At 66.8% G+C, this 17473-nt stretch carries 16 protein-coding genes; 7 read left to right on the top strand and 9 right to left on the bottom strand.

Annotation, left to right across the window (positions count from 1 at the left end; translation table 11 throughout):
* Positions 1-38: 38 nt before the first annotated feature.
* Positions 39-935, top strand: coding sequence for an EamA family transporter (locus tag AC1RR5_RS07990; protein WP_492920734.1), 897 nt, complete (start codon positions 39-41; stop codon positions 933-935).
* 37 nt (positions 936-972) lie between these two features.
* Complete coding sequence (locus tag AC1RR5_RS07985) at positions 973-2115, top strand: epoxide hydrolase family protein (RefSeq protein WP_492920732.1); 1143 nt, start codon at positions 973-975, stop codon at positions 2113-2115.
* A 21-nt stretch (positions 2116-2136) separates the two neighbouring features.
* Here AC1RR5_RS07985 and AC1RR5_RS07980 read toward each other — a convergent pair whose 3' ends face one another.
* Positions 2137-2547, bottom strand: a complete 411-nt coding sequence (locus AC1RR5_RS07980; protein WP_492920730.1) for a hypothetical protein — start codon at positions 2545-2547, stop codon at positions 2137-2139.
* 231 nt (positions 2548-2778) lie between these two features.
* Here AC1RR5_RS07980 and AC1RR5_RS07975 point away from each other — a divergent pair, with 231 nt between their 5' ends.
* The gene (locus tag AC1RR5_RS07975; RefSeq protein WP_492920729.1) at positions 2779-3798 is read left to right on the top strand and encodes a threonine aldolase family protein; all 1020 of its coding nucleotides are present in this window, start codon (positions 2779-2781) and stop codon (positions 3796-3798) included.
* On the opposite strand, the gene AC1RR5_RS07970 is transcribed toward AC1RR5_RS07975, so the two are convergent.
* From AC1RR5_RS07970 to AC1RR5_RS07955, 4 genes are all read right to left on the bottom strand, one after another.
* A complete protein-coding gene (locus tag AC1RR5_RS07970) occupies positions 3795-5993 on the bottom strand; it encodes a putative bifunctional diguanylate cyclase/phosphodiesterase (RefSeq protein WP_492920727.1) in 2199 nt (732 codons plus the stop codon). The genes AC1RR5_RS07975 and AC1RR5_RS07970 overlap by 4 nt on opposite strands.
* A 159-nt stretch (positions 5994-6152) precedes the next feature.
* On the bottom strand, positions 6153-6788 hold the full coding sequence (locus tag AC1RR5_RS07965; RefSeq protein ID WP_492920725.1) for a carboxymuconolactone decarboxylase family protein: 636 nt from the start codon (positions 6786-6788) through the stop codon (positions 6153-6155).
* Positions 6788-7312: a VOC family protein gene (locus tag AC1RR5_RS07960; protein WP_492920724.1), complete on the bottom strand. Its 525-nt coding sequence runs from the start codon at positions 7310-7312 to the stop codon at positions 6788-6790. Before AC1RR5_RS07960 ends, AC1RR5_RS07965 begins: the two co-directional genes overlap by 1 nt.
* Positions 7313-7381: 69 nt before the next feature.
* Positions 7382-7741: a phage holin family protein gene (locus AC1RR5_RS07955; RefSeq protein ID WP_492920722.1), complete on the bottom strand. Its 360-nt coding sequence runs from the start codon at positions 7739-7741 to the stop codon at positions 7382-7384.
* A gap of 207 nt (positions 7742-7948) precedes the next feature.
* On the opposite strand from AC1RR5_RS07955, the gene rpoH reads away from it, so the two are divergent.
* The 4 genes from rpoH (at position 7949) to AC1RR5_RS07935 (ending at position 12681) form a co-directional block, all read left to right on the top strand.
* Positions 7949-8845, top strand: coding sequence for an RNA polymerase sigma factor RpoH (gene rpoH / locus AC1RR5_RS07950; protein WP_492921322.1), 897 nt, complete (start codon positions 7949-7951; stop codon positions 8843-8845).
* A gap of 89 nt (positions 8846-8934) precedes the next feature.
* Entirely contained in the window at positions 8935-9396 is a 462-nt protein-coding gene (locus AC1RR5_RS07945; RefSeq protein ID WP_492920720.1) for a hypothetical protein, read from the top strand.
* Positions 9397-9411: 15 nt separating this feature from the next.
* On the top strand, positions 9412-10128 hold the full coding sequence (locus tag AC1RR5_RS07940) for an alpha/beta fold hydrolase (RefSeq protein WP_492920718.1): 717 nt from the start codon (positions 9412-9414) through the stop codon (positions 10126-10128).
* A gap of 264 nt (positions 10129-10392) precedes the next feature.
* Positions 10393-12681 (top strand): TonB-dependent receptor plug domain-containing protein, encoded by a 2289-nt coding sequence (locus AC1RR5_RS07935; protein WP_492920716.1) that lies wholly within the window; start codon positions 10393-10395, stop codon positions 12679-12681.
* A gap of 78 nt (positions 12682-12759) precedes the next feature.
* On the opposite strand, the gene AC1RR5_RS07930 is transcribed toward AC1RR5_RS07935, so the two are convergent.
* From AC1RR5_RS07930 to AC1RR5_RS07915, 4 genes are all read right to left on the bottom strand, one after another.
* Positions 12760-13506: a response regulator gene (locus AC1RR5_RS07930; RefSeq protein WP_492921321.1), complete on the bottom strand. Its 747-nt coding sequence runs from the start codon at positions 13504-13506 to the stop codon at positions 12760-12762.
* Between the two features lie 168 nt (positions 13507-13674).
* Positions 13675-14766, bottom strand: a complete 1092-nt coding sequence (locus AC1RR5_RS07925) for a hypothetical protein (protein ID WP_492921320.1) — start codon at positions 14764-14766, stop codon at positions 13675-13677.
* Between the two features lie 156 nt (positions 14767-14922).
* Positions 14923-15705 carry a polysaccharide deacetylase family protein gene (locus AC1RR5_RS07920; RefSeq protein ID WP_492920715.1) on the bottom strand — a complete coding sequence of 261 codons (783 nt, stop codon included), beginning with the start codon at positions 15703-15705 and terminating at the stop codon, positions 14923-14925.
* Positions 15705-17366: an ATP-binding protein gene (locus AC1RR5_RS07915; RefSeq protein WP_492920714.1), complete on the bottom strand. Its 1662-nt coding sequence runs from the start codon at positions 17364-17366 to the stop codon at positions 15705-15707. Before AC1RR5_RS07915 ends, AC1RR5_RS07920 begins: the two co-directional genes overlap by 1 nt.
* Between the last annotated feature and the right edge of the window lie 107 nt (positions 17367-17473).

The raw sequence follows: 17473 nt of genomic DNA, 5'->3' as shown, positions 1-17473 counted from the left end.
TTCGTCCGGACCAGTCCAGCTTCGAGATCGGAACGGTCATGACCACCACGCCCCTGCCCTTGCGCCATTTCCTGCTGGCCCTGGCCGTGGTGGCGGTGTGGGGCACCAACTTCGTGGTCATCCGCATCGGCCTGAACCACCTGCCGCCGCTGCTGTTCGCGACCTTGCGGTTCTGCATGGTGCTGGTCCCCATGGTGTTTATCGTCAAGCGCCCGGCGGTGTCGTGGAGCAACCTGGCGGCCTATGGCCTGCTGATCGGGGCGGGGCAGTTCGGGCTGCTGTTCGTGGCCATGAAGGGCCATATCTCGCCGGGTCTGGCCTCGCTGATCCTGCAGACCCAGGTGTTCTTCACCATCGGCATGGCCATGTGGATCAGCAAGGAACGGATCCAGGGCTTCCAGATCGCCGCCCTGGTGCTGGCCGTCGCCGGCATCGTGGTCATCGCCGCGCATGGCGGCGGCGCGGCCACGCCGCTGGGCGTGGCGCTGGGCCTGCTGGCCGCGCTCAGCTGGTCGGGCGGCAACATCGTCGCGCGCCAGGCCGGGCCGGTGAACATGCTGGGCTATGTCGTCTGGGCCAGCCTGTTCTCGATCCCGCCGCTCTTCATCATGTCGCTGTGGCTGGAAGGCTGGCCGGCCATCGTCAAGGGCGTGACCGGCGCGGGCCTGACCACCTGGCTGGCCGTCGCATGGCAGGCCGTGGGCAACACCATGTTCGGCTACGCCGCCTGGGGCTGGCTGCTGGCGAGACACCCGGCCGCCACGGTGACCCCGATGGCCCTGCTGGTGCCGGTGTTCGGCATGAGCGCCTCGGCCTTGCTGCTGGGCGAGGGCCTGCCGGCCTGGAAGCTGATCGCCGCGGCCCTGGTGCTGACCGGCCTCGCGGTGAACATGCTGTGGCCCAAGGTGCGGATGCGCTTGACCGCCGCCGCGTAACCCGGCGGACGCTCTCCCCAACAAAGGGAGGGCCGCCATGCCGACGCCGTTCAAGGTCGAGTGGAGCCGCGAGGCGATCGACAAGGTCCTGGCCCAGGTGCGGGCTTACGAGTTCCCGCCGGCGCCGGAAGGCGGTGGCTGGGCCTATGGGTGTGACGCGGATTTCCTGAAGGCCCTCTGCGCCTACTGGACCGATGGCTTCGATGTCGACGCCGCCCAGGCGAACCTCAATCGTTTTCCGCAGTTCACGACGACCATCGAAGACCTCGACATCCATTTCGTCCACGTGGTCGGCGAGGCGCGGGGTAAGCGGCCGCTGCTGATCAGCCACGGTTGGCCGGGGTCGCACTTCGAATTCTGGGACGCCATCGAGCCCCTGGCCTTCCCGTCGCGCCATGGCGGCGATGCGGCTGACGCCTTCGACCTAGTGATCCCGTCGCTGCCGGGGTTTGGGTTCTCAGGCAAACCCAAGCGGCCGCTGGGCCAGCGGGCGACGGCGCGGATCTTCGACACGCTGATGACCCGCGAGCTCGGCTACGAGACCTATCTCGCCCAAGGCGGCGACTGGGGCGGGTTAGTCACCTCGTGGCTGGGCCTGGACCACGCCACGCATGTGAAGGCCATCCACCTCAACATGATCGGCCTGCGCCCGCACGGCCCGCCGACCACGCCGGAGGAGATCGCCTGGATCACCGGCTTCGGCGCCCAGATGGATCTGTGGGGCGCCTATTTCCGCCTGCAGGCCAGCAAGCCGCAGTCGGTGGCCTGGCTCGGCGCCAACAACCCGGTCGGCCAGGCCGCCTGGATCCTGGAGCGCTTCCACGACTGGGCCGATCTCGGGGCCAAGCCGTTCGAGCAGGTCTTCAGCCGCGACCAGCTGCTGACCAACATCATGCTCTACGTCATGACCGGCAGCTTCACGACCGGCGCCTGGTACTACCGCGCCCTGCTGGAGGAAGGCGGCCCGGTCCTGGCGCAGGGCCAGCGCTGCGAGACGCCCACCGCCTTCGCCAACTTCCCCGGCGAGAGCATCTACAAGCCCCCGCCCCGGTCGTGGGCCGACCGCGCCTACAACATCGTCCGCTGGACCGACCAGCCGCGCGGCGGCCACTTCGCGGCGATGGAGGAGCCCGCGCTCTTCGTGCAGGATGTGCGAGCGTGGGGACGAGCGCACGGCTAAACCGTCGCCCGCCCCGCGGCGTCAGAAGGCCGTGTCGAACGTGCCGTTCAGATCGGAGTCGTAGGCCAGCACGCCGCCAACAATCTTGACGTGAGTTTCAGGCCGCCCGTCACCGGTCAGGTCGAACCAGCGCGAACCATCGCTCATTACGATCGCCTGCAGATATACGGCGTAATTATCGTGTTCGAATATGTCCCAAGTATATTCAACGATATTCGGATCTGACACATTCAGGGTATTCATAAGATCACGGTCACGAATATCGGCCTGCCCGCCAAACATGACATTGTTTACATAATCATATATTGCAGGAAGAGATCCATCTGGCCTGAAGGTCGGGTAGGGCTCCATACCCATGTCGTCGTATTCAGATCCTTTGAAATAAGCTATAGTGCCCCATTCCGGCTTAACAATATGAACGATTTCTACCATTAAATCCTCCAATTTATGGAACATGAATCCAAGTACACTTCAAAGGACTTTTACATATTTCGAAGCAACACCTCTCCCAGAAGTCGAAGAAGTACGGTCCACGTCGAAATACAACCAAGGGTGATCATGATCTCAATTTAAGGTCAAGTGCATCCGATCACTTTAGGCGCCTCTGGACGCCGCCATATTCGCCGTGGCATGCCCGGCGCAGTTCGCGCCAAGGAGTCCCGCATGGCCCGCTACGATTTCGCTTCCGACAACGTGGCGGGCGCGATGCCCGAAGTCATCGAGGCCTTGGTCGCCGCCAATGCCGGCACGGCCTCCGGCTACGGGACCGACCATGTCAGCAAGGCCGCCGGCGACCGCATCCGTAGCCTGCTGGACGCCGACGCGCAGGTGCGGTTCACGGCCTCGGGCACGGCGGCCAACGCCTTCGCGCTGACCTTGCTGGCCCAGCCGCACGAGGCAGTGCTGGCCCACGAGCACGCCCACATTTGCACCGACGAAACCGGCGCTCCCGGCTTTTTCGGCCAAGGCGTGGGCCTGATCGGCCTGCCGGGCGCCTCGGGCAAGATCGAGCTGTCGGCGCTGGAAGCCGCCCTCGCCCGCCCCGAGGTCTCGTACAATCAGCCGGCCAACGCCCTGTCGCTGACCACCGCCACCGAATACGGCACGGTCTATTCGCAGGCGCAGCTGCAGAGCCTGATCGCGCCGGTGAAGGCCAAGGGCTATGGCGTCCACCTGGACGGCGCACGTCTGGCCAACGCCGTGGCCGCCGGCTTCGACCTGAAGAGCATCGCCAGGATGGGCGTCGACATCCTGGTCATGGGCGGCACCAAGGCCGGCTCGACCCCAACCGAGGCCGTGGTGTTCCTCAATCCCGACCACGCCCGCCGCCTGGACGCGCGCCTCAAGCACGCCGGCCAGCTGGTCAGCAAGGGCCGCTTCCTGGCCGCGCCGTGGCTGGGCCTGCTGGGCGAGGACGGCGGCACGGGTCCGTGGGCGGCCCGCGCGGCCCACGCCAACGCCATGGCGCAAAAGCTGGCCGGCCTGATGCCGTTCGAGATCAAGCACCCGGTCGAGGCCAACGGCATCTTCGTCGAGATGGACGAGCCGACGCTCGAACGCCTGCGCGGCGAGGGCTGGTTCGTCTACCGCTTCCTCGATGGGACGGTGCGCTTCATGTGCTCGTGGGCCACCACGCCCGAGATGGTCGACGACCTGGGCGCGGCGCTGAAGCGGGTGGCTTAGGAGGCCGCCCGCTTGGCTTCCTGAGGCTGCGGCGCGGGCTCCTCCTTCGGTGCGAAGGCGATCACCGGAGCGGCCTCGGCGGCGGCCGAGGTCTCAGTAATCCCCAGCAACCGAGCGATCTCCGACGCCGGCGCAGGCCTGCTGATGAAGTAGCCCTGGATCTCGGCGCAGCCCTGGCCGCGCAGGGCGTTCAGCTGTTCCAGGGTCTCGACGCCCTCGGCCGTGGTGACGATGCCCATGGATGAGCCCAGGTCCAGCACGGCCTTGATGATGGCCATGGCGTCGCTGTCTTCCAGGATGTCGCGAACGAAGGTCTGGTCGATCTTGATCTTGTCGAACGGGAAACTGCGCAGATAGCTCAGCGAGCTGTAGCCCGTGCCGAAGTCGTCCATCGAGATGCGCACGCCCAGGGCCTTGAGGTCATGCAGCATGCTCATGTTGGCGACGCTGTCCTGCAGCAGCACCGACTCGGTGATCTCCAGCTCCAGGCGCTGGGCGGCCAGGCCCGAGGCGGCCAGGGCCGAGACGACGGTGCGCACCAGGCCCCGGTCGCGGAACTGGGCCGGCGACAGGTTCACCGCCAGGCGCACGTGACCCGGCCACTTGGCGGCCTCGGCGCAGGCCGTGCGCAGCACCCACTCGCCCAACTGGACGATCAGGCCGATCTCCTCGGCCAGGGGGATGAAGTCGGCCGGCGAGACCATGCCCCGCTCGGGGTGACGCCAGCGCAGCAGAGCCTCGCAGCCCGTCACCTGCTCGACGCCCAGATTGTAGAGCGGCTGGTAGAACAGTTCGAACTCGCCGGCCGTCAGGGCGCGGCGCAGGTCCAGCTCCAGGGCGCGGCGGGCCTGCAGTTGCTCGTCCATGGCGCGTTCGAAGAAGTGGAAGGCGCCGCGGCCGTCGGCCTTGGCGCGGTACAGGGCCATGTCGGCCTTCTTCAACAATTCGTCGGCGTCCTCGCCGTCGGAGGGCGCGGCGGCGACGCCGACGCTGGCGCCGATCACCACTTGGTGGCCCTGCAGGTCGAACGGCGCGGCCATGGCCTCGACGATGCGGCCGGCCAGGCGGGTGGCGCCGTCCATGTCCTTAAGGCCGGTCTGGACCACGGCGAACTCGTCGCCGCCCAGGCGGGCCACGGTGTCGCCTTCGCGCACGCAGCCTCGCAGACGCTCGGCGGCCTCGCGCAGCAGGGCGTCGCCCAGCGGGTGGCCCAGGGTGTCGTTGACGGTCTTGAAGCGGTCGAGGTCGATGAAGTGTACGGCCAGTTGGTCGCCCTTGCGCGCCCGGCGGGCCAGGGCGTCGGTCAGCGACTTCTGGAACAGCACGCGATTGGGCAGCTCGGTCAGCGGGTCATAGTGGGCCAGGCGCGCGATCTGGGCCTCGGCCCGCTTGCGCTCGGCGATGTCCTCCGAGACGCCCAGCAGGTACTCCGGCACGCCGTCGGCGTTGCACAGGGCGATCTTCTTGGTGCGCAGGATGGCCATGCCGCCGTCCTTGCGCGGCACGTGGTCTTCCTCGATCACGCGCACTTCGCCCGACTCCAGCACCTCGCGGTCGCGCTCGACATAGAGGGCGGCCAGTTCGGGATCGTGGATGTCGGCGTCGGTCTTGCCGATCACCTCGGCCCGCGCCATGCCCAGCGTCTTCTCGCCGGCGCGGTTCAGCAGCACGTAGCGATGGTCGTCGGCGCGCTTGACGAACACCATCGAGGGCATGGCCTCGACGATGGCGGTCATGAAGGTCTGGGCGCGCTCGACATCGGCCTTGGCGGCGGCCAGGGCCTCGACGCCACGGCGGTTGGTCTCGTTGGCGGCCTGCAGCAGGCCCAGCACCGTGCCGACGCCCAGATAACGGCCGCCCTCGGTGACGATGAAGCCGCGCAGCAGGTCCGAGGCGCGATAGGACAGGCTGTCGGTCGTGAACGAGGCCAGCTCGGTGTCGGCGTCGACGACCAGCGGCTCGCGGTCCATCAGGGTCGAGATCGGACGGTTGGCGTACAGGGCGCGGCCGTACTCGGCGGCCATGCGCAGGAAGAAGGCGTTGCGCTCGACGATGCCGATCGGCCGGTCGTCGGCGTCCAGCACGGGCACGATCAGGGTGTCGGGCTCCTCGCGGAACCGCTCATATAGCGACTTGCCGAGATCATCCTGGCGCGCCGGCGCCAGCGAAGAAACGGTGTCCCGCAAGGTGAACATGGTACGCCTCCACTTACGGTGTGGCAGGGACCATTTCCTGACTAACGAGGCGCTAATAGCCCCGCTTGGGGCGCTTCATTTCGCCAAAATTTCATGGCGCTGTCACAGTGTTTGCGGCGCTATTTACTGTGCTTATCTATTTTCGAGAGAAGCCCCGACCTACCGCCCGGTATCCATGAAGTCTCGAGCCTTGAAGGCATCGGGCGCGGCGACCTCGACGATGGGCTCTTCGCGGTCGTCGAACTCGGTGCGCAGGGCCCGGCTCATCACCGCGTGCATCTCATAGAGACAGGTGATGTAGGTCAGCTCCAGGATCTGCTCATCGGTGAGAAAGCTCTTCAGCGCCACGAACACCCCGTCGGCGATCCGGCCGCCGTCGAGGACCAGGCCGTCGGCATAGGCCAGCACCGCCCGCTCCTGGGCGTCGAAGACGTCGCTGACCTGCCAGGCCGGCACGGCGGCGATCTTCTCTTCCGAGACCCCCAGGCCGCGTAGCGACTTGCAGTGCTGGGAGAACACGAACTGGCTGCCCCGCGTCCAGCCGGCCCGGGTCTGGGCCAGTTCGCGCAGCACCGGATCGATCTTGCGGGCCGGGTCGCGGTAGAGGGCAAAGCCTTGGGCGGCGTGGCGCAGCACGTCGGGGCTGCCGGCGAAGACGGTCCACCAGTCGCCGCGCGTGCCGGTGGCCGTGCCGGGGTCGGCGACGGGATCGCGGTCGCCGAACAGCAGGTCGTAGAGCTTCAGCGTCCCCTTGTCGGTGACCTCGCTCCGGGGAACCTCCCGCAGACGCGGCATCAGGCGTCCACCTTGGCTTTGGCCGGCGCGTGCTTCACATCCTCCGGCCCGAAGTCACGGGTGAAGGCGGCCAGCTCCATCATGATGCCGTTGGGATCGGTGAAATAGACCGAGCGGACGAAGACGCCGGGGTGGAGTTTGCGCGCCACGCCCATCTCGCTGTCGTCGTGATTGACCACCATCGGGAAGGCCGGCACGCCCGCCGCCTGCAGGCGCTCCAGGCAGGCTTCCAGGTCGGCCTCGTCGACGGTGAAGGCCACGTGGTTCATCGAGCCGACGGCGGTCTTGGAGTCGGCCGGGAAGCTCTTCACCGAGGCGATGCCCGGCGCGGCCGGCGGCGTTTCGGGCCACCAGAAGAAGGCCAGGCATGACCCGCCGCCGCAGTCGAAGAAGAAGTGCTGGCCGCCGTCCGGCAGGGTCACGGTCTTCACGAGGGGCATCTGCAGCACCTCGGAATAGAACGTCACCGTCTGGGCCATGTCGCGGCAGACCAGAGCCAAGTGATTGACGCCGGTGATCTTCATCTCGGCTTCCTCCCGGAGACCGAGGTTACGCCGATCGCGGCCCGCGTCGAGCGTGCCGCGACGTCGCTTCTATTCCCGCTCTTTCTTGGCGTCGCCGAGCAGGACCTGACCCACCCAGCTGACGATGCCCGTCACGATGGCCGCCTGGATCCCAGGCCACAGGCCGGCGACCGCCAGGCCGTCGAGGAACCAGGCCACGAGACCGATCATCGCCGCGTTCACGACCAGCAGGAACAGGCCCAGGGTGATCATGGTCAGCGGGAAGGTCAGCAGGGTCACCACCGGGCGGACGATGGCGTTGACGATCCCCAGCAGGAAGCCGGCGATGATCAGCGTGGTGAAGCCGTCGGCGGTGACGCCGGGGATGATCCGCGCCGACAGCCACAAGCCGGCGGCGGCGATCAGGATGCGGAGAACGAAACGGATCATGCGGCGGAACTCTCCTCGTTTTGCGGAAGAGTGACCTAACGAAAACGAACGAGCAAACTGTCGCCCGATTTGTACAATACCCAAGCCGTGAACTCGGACATTACAAATGCGTTACCACTCTTCAAACCGCCGCTTTGCGACCTATCTAGTCCCTCGTGTGAGGGATGATCGCGCGCACTTGAGCAGCGGATCCGCACGCAAGGGGATATAAGAAGTATGGCCGTGAATTCTCTATCGGTGATGTCGCCGGACGGCGGCTTGTCGCGTTATCTCACCGAGATCCGCAAGTTCCCGATGCTGCCCAAGGACGAGGAGTTCATGCTCGCCCAGCGTTGGAAAGAGCATCAGGACTCGGCCGCCGCCCACAAGATGGTCACCTCGCACCTGCGCCTCGTGGCCAAGATCGCCATGGGCTATCGCGGCTACGGTCTGCCGATCGGCGAAGTGATCTCGGAAGGCAATGTCGGCCTGATGCAGGCCGTCAAGAAGTTCGAGCCCGACAAGGGCTTCCGCCTTGCCACCTACGCCATGTGGTGGATCCGCGCCTCGATCCAGGAATACATCCTGCGCTCGTGGTCGCTGGTGAAGATGGGCACGACCGCCGCGCAGAAGAAGCTGTTCTTCAACCTGCGCAAGGCCAAGAGCCAGATCGCCGCCTTCCAGGAAGGCGACCTGCATCCTGACCAGGTCAGCGCCATCGCCACCAAGCTGGGCGTTTTGGACAGCGAAGTCATCTCGATGAACCGCCGCCTGTCGGGCCCCGACGCGTCGCTGAACGCGCCCCTGCGCACGGACGGCGAGAGCGAGTGGCAGGACTGGCTGGCCGACGACGACCAAGTTTCGCAAGAGACCGTCGTCGCCGAGAACGAGGAGAAGTCGCTGCGGATGTCGCTTCTGGAAGAAGCGATGGTCGAACTGACCGACCGCGAGCGTCACATCCTGACCGAACGTCGCCTGAAGGACGACCCGACCACCCTGGAAGAACTGGCCGCCCAGTACGGCGTCAGCCGCGAACGGGTTCGCCAGATTGAAGTCCGGGCGTTCGAGAAGCTGCAAAAGAACATGCGCGAGGCGGCGATCGCCAAGAACATGGTCGATGCATAAGGCACACCACTCACGCCCGTGAGATGGAAAGGGGCGCTCTCCTGAGCGCCCCTTTTTCGTTTCGGGCCCGATGGTCTAAGACGTCCGCCATGACCCTGACCTGCGCCCACACCGGTCAGCCGGCCGTCTACCAACGCACGCCCGACGACTGCATGATCTGCGTCCTGGCGATGCTGACCGGCCGTTCGTACGAGGACGTGGTCGCCACCGCCCTGGCCCACGATCCCGCATTCCCGGTCCAGGGCCCGATGAGCCATTCGATCCTGCGCAGCGTGGCCCACGGCTGGGGCTTCATGCTGCTGAGCGGCATCTACATGCTGTGGTCCGCGCCCGGCATCGTCGGGGTGCTGTCGCCTACCCTCCCCGGCACGGGCCACGCCGTGTTCTGGGACGGCGAGAAGATCATCGATCCCAAGCCCGGCGGCGCAGTCGACCGCGCCTATGTCGACGCCCACGGCCTGGAGTTCACCCAGCGCGCCAGCGACCTGCTCCCGCTGTCGGACCACGAACTGGCCATCGCCGCCGCGCGGACGACGGACGAACCATTCTGAGTCTATAAGGCCGAGATGACCGCCCCCCTGCCCCAGCTCATCCTGCTCCCCGGCCTGCTCAACGACGCCGAGCTGTGGCGCGACCAGATCAGCGACCTCGCCGATGTCGCTCGCGTCTGGGTCCCGGATCTGGCCCCCTACGCCACCCTGCGCGAGATGGCCGACAGCGTGCTGGCCAAGGCCGAGCCGACCTTCTGCCTGGCCGGGTTCTCGATGGGCGGCTACGTGGCCCAGGAGATCGCCCGGATCGCGCCCGAGCGTATCGAACGCCTGGCCCTGCTGGACACCTCGATCCGCGTCGACACGCCCGAGCGCGCCGCCCAGCGCCGGGCGCTGAACAAGGCCGCCGCCAAGGGCGGGACGTTCTTAGGGATCGGCCAGGCGATCATGAAAAGCTACATCGACGCCTCGCGCCTGGACGACGTCGACCTGACCACCCGCATCATCGACATGACCCAGCGCCTGGGCCGCGAGGTGTTCCTGCGCCAGAACAGCCTGGAGCGCGAAGACGGCGAGGCGGCGCTGCGGGCCCTGCGTGTCCCTTTGGTCATCATCGTCGGGGAAAACGACCAGATCACCCCCGCGCCGGGCCACCGTGAGATGGCCAAGGCGATCGGCTGCTCGCACCTGGTGGTGATCCCCCAGACCGGCCACATGACCCCGATGGAGGCCCCCGGCCCGGTCAACGGCGCCCTGCGCCACTGGCTGCAAAGACCGGCCGGAAAGCGCTGATCAACGGCTTATGGCCACGCTTCAGCCGCATTTGAGCGAGAAGCAATCGTTATATCGTATCAGAAAAGACTGACGATAGACGCTCCGCGAAACGAGTAATAGCCGCTTTACTTAAGCTGCGCCGGAGCGGCTGTTTCAAAAAACTGAAACAAAACCGTCAAGCAAACATCACTGGTCCCTCCGGACCGTGAAATCTATCCCCTGCCCCGCATACGCGAACGCGCGCCTGCTCAAACAAGAGCGCGCCAACAAAGGGGATATTTCATGCGGAAGACCATGCTCTTCGCGCTGGCGGCGCTCGCGCCGCTGGTCATAGCCTCGGCCGCGACGGCCGCTGCCGACGACGCGCCGATCGCCACGGCCGACGAGCCGACCCTGGCTTCGGCGGTTGTCGTCCAGGCCAAGATCGCCTACCGCAATCGCAGCGAGTCGACCGCCCCGGTCCTCGACTACGGCCTCGACTACTTCCAGCGCTTCGAGCCGCTGACCGTCGGCGACGCCCTGAAACGCGTCCCCAGCGTCTCGTTCCTGTCGGACGTGCTGGAATCGGACGGCGTGCGCCTGCGCGGCCTCGACCCGGCCTACACCCAGATCCTGATCAACGGCGAGAAGGTCCCGGGCTCGGGCTCGTCGTCGGGCTCGTTCGGCAACGGCGCCGACCAGTCGTTCTTCGTCGACCGCATCCCGGCCGAACTGATCGACCACATCGAGATCGTGCGCAGCAGCTCGGCCAACCGCAGCGGCGACGCCGTGGCCGGCGCCCTGAACATCGTCCTGCGTGACGCCCTGGCCCTGGACGGCGGCTATGTCCGCGCCGGCGCCCTGATGTTTGACGACAAGCGCATCCGCGGCGCCTTCGGCGGCGTGTGGGGCGGTCAGGTCGGCCCGGGCCGCCTGCTGGTCGGCGCCAACGTCCAAGGCCGTCGCAACCCCAAGGAAAAGCTCAGCCTGCGCTATGACGAGCCGGGCGCGACCCTGAACAACAACGAGATTCAGACCGACAAGCGCAACGGCACGGACAGCTCGTTCAACATCGCCTACGACGTGCCGGTCGGCCCCGGCCAGCTGTCGGTGAACGGCTTCTACGTCCACACCGACCGCTACCAGGACGAAGACTCGATCGAGTACAACACCGGGAACAACACCAACGCCAACCTGTCGACCATCAACAACAACGACGTCGACATCCAGCAGGACAGCTACTCGCTGAACGGCAAGTACAAGTTCCCGATGGCCGGCGGCACGACGACCGTGAAGCTGGGCTACGCGGCGTTCAAGAACGACGAGTACGAGTTCGAGTACGAGACCGAATATCTGCGCGACTCGACTCCGTTCCCGGACGGCGACCGCTTCACCGGCGACCGCGCCAAGACCCGCATCACCGACGACGAAGTCTCGGCCAAGCTGGAACACAAGCGCGAGCTGACGCAGAGCACCGACCTGGAGTTCGGCGTCCAGTACGAAGGCAAGCGCCGCGACAGCCGCGTCAGCGAAGTGCCGCGCAACCGCTACAACCTGCCCGCCGCCACGCCGCCCGCCTACAAGCCCTTCGACATCACCGGCAAGGCCCGCCTGGAGCAGACCCGCCTCGACCCGTACGTGATGCTGTCGGGCCGCTCGAACGGCTTCAAGTGGGAAGCCGGCCTGCGCTACGAGACAACCGACGTCACCGTCGACGACTTCGTGCTGCGTGAAGAGACCAAGAAGAAGTATGAGGTCCTGCTGCCCTCGGCCTCGATCCGCTACAACCTGACCGGTGCAGACCAGGTCTATGCCGCGGTAGCCCGCACGGTCCGCCGTCCGAGCTTCCAGCACCTGTCGCCGGTGCTGCTGGAAGAGGAACTGGGCGCCAACGACTTCGTCGGCGATCCGACCCTGGATCCGGAAAAGGCCTGGGGCCTGGACGTCGGCTACGAGCGTCGCATGGGTCGTGACGGCGTCTTCGGCGTCAACGTCTTCTACCGCGACATCAAGGACCTGCTGGAGATCTACAACACCGGCGTCCGCGGCTCGGCCGATGATCCGCCCAGCGACATCGCCTGGGTGTTCTCGGCCCGCAACACCGGCGACGGCAAGGTGTACGGCATCGAGTTCGACCTCTCGACCCCGCTGTCGTTCATCGGCCTGGATAACACCGGCGTGTTCGTGAATTACTCGTACCTCGACTCCGAGGTCAGCGACGAGTTCGGCAAGCGCCGGTTCAACAGCCAGGCGGAGTCGGTCTACAATGTCGGCTTCATCCAGGACATTCCGTCCGTCGCCGCCTCGTTCGGCATGACCTATCGCAAGCAGGGCGAGGCCTACAGCCGCGTCGTCGGCGAAGAGGTCACGACCACCTACGGCGCCGACCTGGAAGCCTTCATCGAAAAGCGGATCGGCAAGAACACCGTCATCCGCCTGACCGGCTCGAACCTACTGGACGCCAACAAGCGCGAGACGTTCAACAAGTTCACCACCCTGGCCAGCCAGCGTGATCGTGACTTCGACGAATACGAGCTGGAACGCGAAAAGGCCGGCCCGGTGTTCCAGCTGACCGCCCGCATGGCGTTCTAAGGAACCTTCGGGTTTTGAAATGAAGAAGGCGGCGCCCGCGAGGACGCCGCCTTTTTTCTTGGAGCTTTGGCTAGCGCTTTAAGCCGCTCGGCCCGTGTCTTCGCCCGTCATGAAGCCCATCAGCGCGTCGATGCGCTTGACCAGCTCGGCGCGGCCGCCGGCGCCGGACGTTTCCGCGGTCATGAAGGAGCCCAGGGCCTCGGCGGCCTGGACCAGACGGGGGTCCTTGACGGCCTCGCCCACGCGCTTGAGCTCAAGAGCCTGGGCGGCCAAGGCGCGACGGGCCTGGGCCGGATCGCTGTCCAGGGCCGTGGCTGCGGATTTGACGATGCGCAGGGCCTGGGACAGGCGCGCGGCGGGCGTGCCGGCCGCGTCGGCCTTGCGCTTGCGCGGACCCTTGTAGTCGGCCGAGTTGAAGCGGCGGCGGTCGGGACCGACATAGGCCACGGCCTCGATCCAGTCGCGCGGCTTCAGGGCCACCGCCTCGAGGCGGCGCTCCAGGTCGCCCAGGTTGAAGGGCTTGCGCATGAACTCGTGCACGCCGGCGTCACGGGCGCCGAAGATGGCCTCGGCGGTGGCTTCGGCCGTGCACATGATCACCGGCGCCTCGCGGCACAGCAGGTCGCTGCGGCGAATCTTGCGGGTGAAGGCCAGGCCGTCGACGCCGTTCTGGGCGTGCTCGACGAAGATCAGCTGCGGGTCGGTGGCCCGCGCCATGGCGTAGCCCTTCTCCGCCGTCGGCGCGGCGAAGATCTGCACCCCGCCCAGCGGGCGCAGGTGTTCAGCCAACAGACGCGCGGTCGCCGGGTTGGGGTCTACGACCATCACCCGTTGCACCTTGGCGGCGACACGCTGGATTGTGCGGGCGTTCCCGTCGAACACGGACTCGCGGCTCCTCGAAACTAGACCCCGATCAGTAGTCCCAGAATGTAAAAATCCGCTTATTGCGCCAAGAGGGTTGACCGCGTCTTTTTGTCAGGGGGTCGGACCCGATCAGGTCAGCAGCGGCACCGACAGGCCGGCTTCGAAATCCATGAAGATGTCGATGGCCTCGTCGACGTGGGCGGTGACGGCCTCGCCCTCCGGGAAGCGATAACGCCAGAAGCTGGAGATGTGCGAGATCACCCCGACCCGCTCGCCCAGGCTCAGAAACAGCTCGGGCGCGCGCAGCAGGAAATCGCGGAACTGTTGCGGCCGGCCGTTGTCGACCAGGCTGTCGAAGGCGTCGTCATAGACCTTCAGCGTGCGCAGGATGGCGCTGCGCTCGACCATCACCCCGCCTTGCAGGCGCTTGCGGGCCTCTTCCAGGTAGCGGCTGGTCTCGGCGTCGCGCTGGCCGGTGACCATGATGCGGCCGATCTCGTTGCTGACGTCGGTCAGCTGGGGCCACAGCTTGGTCAGCATCCACTTGTAATAGAGGAAGCCCTTCCAGCTGAAGACGCCCTCCTTGAAGCTCTCGCCTTCCATGACCAGGGTGTCGCGCAGGGGCTCAAGCCGCTCGTCGACATCGGTCGCCAGCAGCGCCTCGACCAGCCGCGCGGCGTGGGCCCGGCCCAGCCCCCCGACGTCGCGATAGGCCAGCTCGATCAGCTTGGCGATCTCCATGGTCACGAAGCCTTGCATGGCGTCGTAGTCGGCTGGCGACAGGGCGAAATAGCAGTTGGCCACGTTCAGGCCGTGGCGGCGCAGATGCTCGCGCAGCAGGAACGGGTCCAGCGACGGCAGGTTGTCCATGCTGCGCAGCGTCGTCAGGTCGCGGCTCATCTCGCCCGAGGCGTTGCAGGCCTCGATCAGCAGATCGGTCCAGCCGCGCTGGCCCACGAACACCGACTGCCCGCCCAGGCCGAGGTCGCGGCGGTCGAACGGGATGATGATCTTGGTCGCGGTCGGCCGCGCCTCGTCGAACAGGTAGATGTCGTCGTTGCGCAGGCGGTGCTTGATGATCAGCGCCGTGTTCAGGACCTTGTTCTTGAACATCGGGTGCTGGGCGTATTCGGGCCGGTGGCTGCTCTCGGCCTCGATGGCGATCAGGTTCAGCACGCGGCTGGTCGACGCCGTGCGCTCAAGAGCGCGCAGGCTGCGCATCACCCGGTCGGCCTTGTTGACCGGCTTCAGCTTGCGACGGCGCGCGAGTGCGGACACGAAACCCCCTTGTTCAGAAGGGTTCGTATAAGGCCAAGCCTGCTAACAAACGCTGACTGAACCGCGTTCAACCGTTTGCACGCAACCAAAAGTGGGGACTCAGCGCGGCGCGGCCCGCCGCATGACCTGGGCGAACGGCGCGATCCAGATCTCGGCCTCGTGGGCCTTCAGGTAGCGCAGCAGACCGTGGTGCGCCTCGGGGGAGACCGTCAGATAGTCACCGCCCACGCCGTGGAACATGAAGACGCCCAGGCCGCCCGCGCGCTGAACCTCCTTGACGTAGGCGATCAGGTCCTCGGCCGTGGCGGTCTCGGGGAACGAGCGGCTGGGCACGCGGAAGGGGTCCAGCTTGGCCGGGTCGCTGACCACCGCGTCATTGGGCACGCCGGTGCGGACATAGGCGATCGCGCCCGAAGCCTTCAGCGCGTCGGTATAGTCGACGCCGCCGGCCAGGCTGATGCTGCAAGGGACGGAATAGGTCCGCGTCGTCTGGCCGTCGATCGCGGTCAGCAGGGTGTTCATCGCCCCGATCTCGCGCAGCATGCCGGGGACGGTGTAGCGCTCGGCATTGAACTGGGCGTCCATCGGGAAGGATGCGCGCGGGCACGGGTGGAACATCGAGTGGTTGCCCAGCTCGTGCCCAGCCTGGGCCAGCCGTCGCCAGCGCGGAATGTCCTTGGCCGCGAACGTGCCGTTGAGGAAGAACGTCCCGCGCAGGCCCGCCACCTCCAGTTGTGGTGCGGCGACCTCCAGGTGCGAGACCAGGGCGTCGTCATAGGTCAGGATGATCGCCGCCTTGCGCCCGCCCGGCCAGTCGAAGGATCCCGCCGCGACCGGCGAGGCCAGGACCAGCGCCAGCAATGCGACAGCGATCCGAAGCACTAGGCGACCGCCAGGCGGAGCGTCGGGACCGGCCCCCGCAACGCCGCTACCGTCATCAACAGGCCGGCCGGGTTGATCGGCTTGGGATGCGCGGCGTCGAAGCCTTGGGCCAGCAGGCGTTCGGCGTCGCCGGCCATGGCGTCGGCGGTCAGGGCCACCACGGGCAGGTCGACCCGGCCGCCCTCGCCCGCGCGGATGCGGCGCACGGCTTCGCTGCCGTCCATCCCAGGCATGTGGACATCCATCAGCACGACGTCGAAGTCCTCGATGCGCAGGCGGACCAGGGCCGTGTGACCGTCGTCGGCCGTGGCCACGATGGCGCCGGCCGCTTCCAGGATGGCGCGGGCGACGGTCTGGTTGACGGCGTTGTCGTCGACGACCAACACGCGCGCGCCGGTCAGGTCCAGGGTCTCGATGGCGTCGTCGGCGTCATTGGCGGCCACGGCTTGCGGCAAGGCCAGGCGGGCGGTGAAGGTCGAGCCCTGGCCGGGCGCGCTCTGCACGCCGATCTCGCCGTCCATCATGTCGACCAGCTGGCGGCAGATCGCCAGGCCCAGGCCCGTGCCGCCGAAGCGGCGGGCAATGGTGCGGTCGCCTTGCGCGAAGGGCATGAACAGGCCGGCCTGCTGCTCGTCGCTCATGCCGACGCCGGTGTCGGAGACCGACAGGGCCACATCGTCGCCCAGCGGCGCGATGCGCACGGTCACGCGGCCGGTCTCGGTGAACTTCAGGGCGTTGGACACGAGGTTCATCAGCACCTGGCGCACGCGGGCGGCGTCGCCCGACAGCCATTCCGGGGTGGCGGGATCGATGTCCAGGACCAGCTCCACGCCCTTGAGCCGAGCGGTCTCGCTCCAGACCAGGCGGATCTGGGCGGCCAGCTTGCGGATGTCGAACGCCGCGACCTCCAGCTCCAGCTTGCCGGCCTCGATCTTGGAGAGGTCGAGAATGTCGTTGAGGATGGTCATCAGGCCGTGGCCCGACTGCTCGATCATCTCCAGATATTCGGCCTGGCGCTGGTCCAGCTTGGCGCCGCGCAGGGCGTAGGCCAGACCGAGGATGCCGTTCATCGGCGTGCGCAACTCGTGGCTCATCATCGCCAGGAAGGCCGACTTGGCGCGGCTGGCTTCCTGCGCCTCTTCCTGCGCCCGCTCCAGCGCCTGGTTGGTGCGGCGCATGACCCGCACCGCGTCGATGGCGTAGACGACCAGTCCGGCGATCGTCACCAGGGCGACGGCCTTGTCCCAGGTGTTGAAGCGCTGAGCCATCAGCGGCGTTACGATCAGGGCCAGGAAGGGTCCGGGCAGGATGGCCAGCGTCGCCGTCCAGCTGATCGTCGCATATTTCAGCCCTTCGACCACCAGGCCGAACAGGATCATCACGGCCGCGAACTTCATCGACATCGGGCCGTTGACGGCCGACCAGCCGGCCATGACCGACCAGGCCAGGGTGAAGGCGGCCGGCGGTCCCAGGCGAATGTACAGCGGCGTGCGGCTGCCCACGCGCGGCTTGAAGCTGAACTGCAGATAGACCAGCCAGCCTTCGAGCAGGACGTTGACGGCCGCCCACAGCAGCGGCGGCACGGGCCCGAAGTGGAAAGCCAGCAGTCCGCCGACCAGGGTCGTGACCAGCAGGCGCGCCACGCGACTGCGCCGGCTCATGATGAGCGAGGCGCCTTCGCGTCCGTCATCGAGGAAGTCTCGGAGAGCCAAAACGCTCCTCCCGCACGGCTAAGGTGCGGGAGGATAGAGCGAACATAGTTCACCAA

Source organism: Caulobacter sp. GW821-FHT11E11 (genome assembly GCF_058808315.1).
Note: the sequence above shows the minus strand (reverse complement) of the source record. Positions and strands in the feature narration are given on the sequence as shown.

Bases quoted from the DNA above. Each gene is read 5' to 3' on its own strand.
- AC1RR5_RS07990 (WP_492920734.1), top strand. From the start codon at position 39: ATGACCACCACGCCCCTGCCCTTGCGCCATTTCCTGCTGGCCCTGGCC.
- AC1RR5_RS07985 (WP_492920732.1), top strand. From the start codon at position 973: ATGCCGACGCCGTTCAAGGTCGAGTGGAGCCGCGAGGCGATCGACAAG.
- AC1RR5_RS07980 (WP_492920730.1), bottom strand. From the start codon at position 2,547: ATGGTAGAAATCGTTCATATTGTTAAGCCGGAATGGGGCACTATAGCT.
- AC1RR5_RS07975 (WP_492920729.1), top strand. From the start codon at position 2,779: ATGGCCCGCTACGATTTCGCTTCCGACAACGTGGCGGGCGCGATGCCC.
- AC1RR5_RS07970 (WP_492920727.1), bottom strand. From the start codon at position 5,993: ATGTTCACCTTGCGGGACACCGTTTCTTCGCTGGCGCCGGCGCGCCAG.
- AC1RR5_RS07965 (WP_492920725.1), bottom strand. From the start codon at position 6,788: ATGCCGCGTCTGCGGGAGGTTCCCCGGAGCGAGGTCACCGACAAGGGG.
- AC1RR5_RS07960 (WP_492920724.1), bottom strand. From the start codon at position 7,312: ATGAAGATCACCGGCGTCAATCACTTGGCTCTGGTCTGCCGCGACATG.
- AC1RR5_RS07955 (WP_492920722.1), bottom strand. From the start codon at position 7,741: ATGATCCGTTTCGTTCTCCGCATCCTGATCGCCGCCGCCGGCTTGTGG.
- AC1RR5_RS07945 (WP_492920720.1), top strand. From the start codon at position 8,935: ATGACCCTGACCTGCGCCCACACCGGTCAGCCGGCCGTCTACCAACGC.
- AC1RR5_RS07940 (WP_492920718.1), top strand. From the start codon at position 9,412: ATGACCGCCCCCCTGCCCCAGCTCATCCTGCTCCCCGGCCTGCTCAAC.
- AC1RR5_RS07935 (WP_492920716.1), top strand. From the start codon at position 10,393: ATGCGGAAGACCATGCTCTTCGCGCTGGCGGCGCTCGCGCCGCTGGTC.
- AC1RR5_RS07930 (WP_492921321.1), bottom strand. From the start codon at position 13,506: ATGGTCGTAGACCCCAACCCGGCGACCGCGCGTCTGTTGGCTGAACAC.
- AC1RR5_RS07925 (WP_492921320.1), bottom strand. From the start codon at position 14,766: ATGCGCAGCCTGCGCGCTCTTGAGCGCACGGCGTCGACCAGCCGCGTG.
- AC1RR5_RS07915 (WP_492920714.1), bottom strand. From the start codon at position 17,366: ATGAGCCGGCGCAGTCGCGTGGCGCGCCTGCTGGTCACGACCCTGGTC.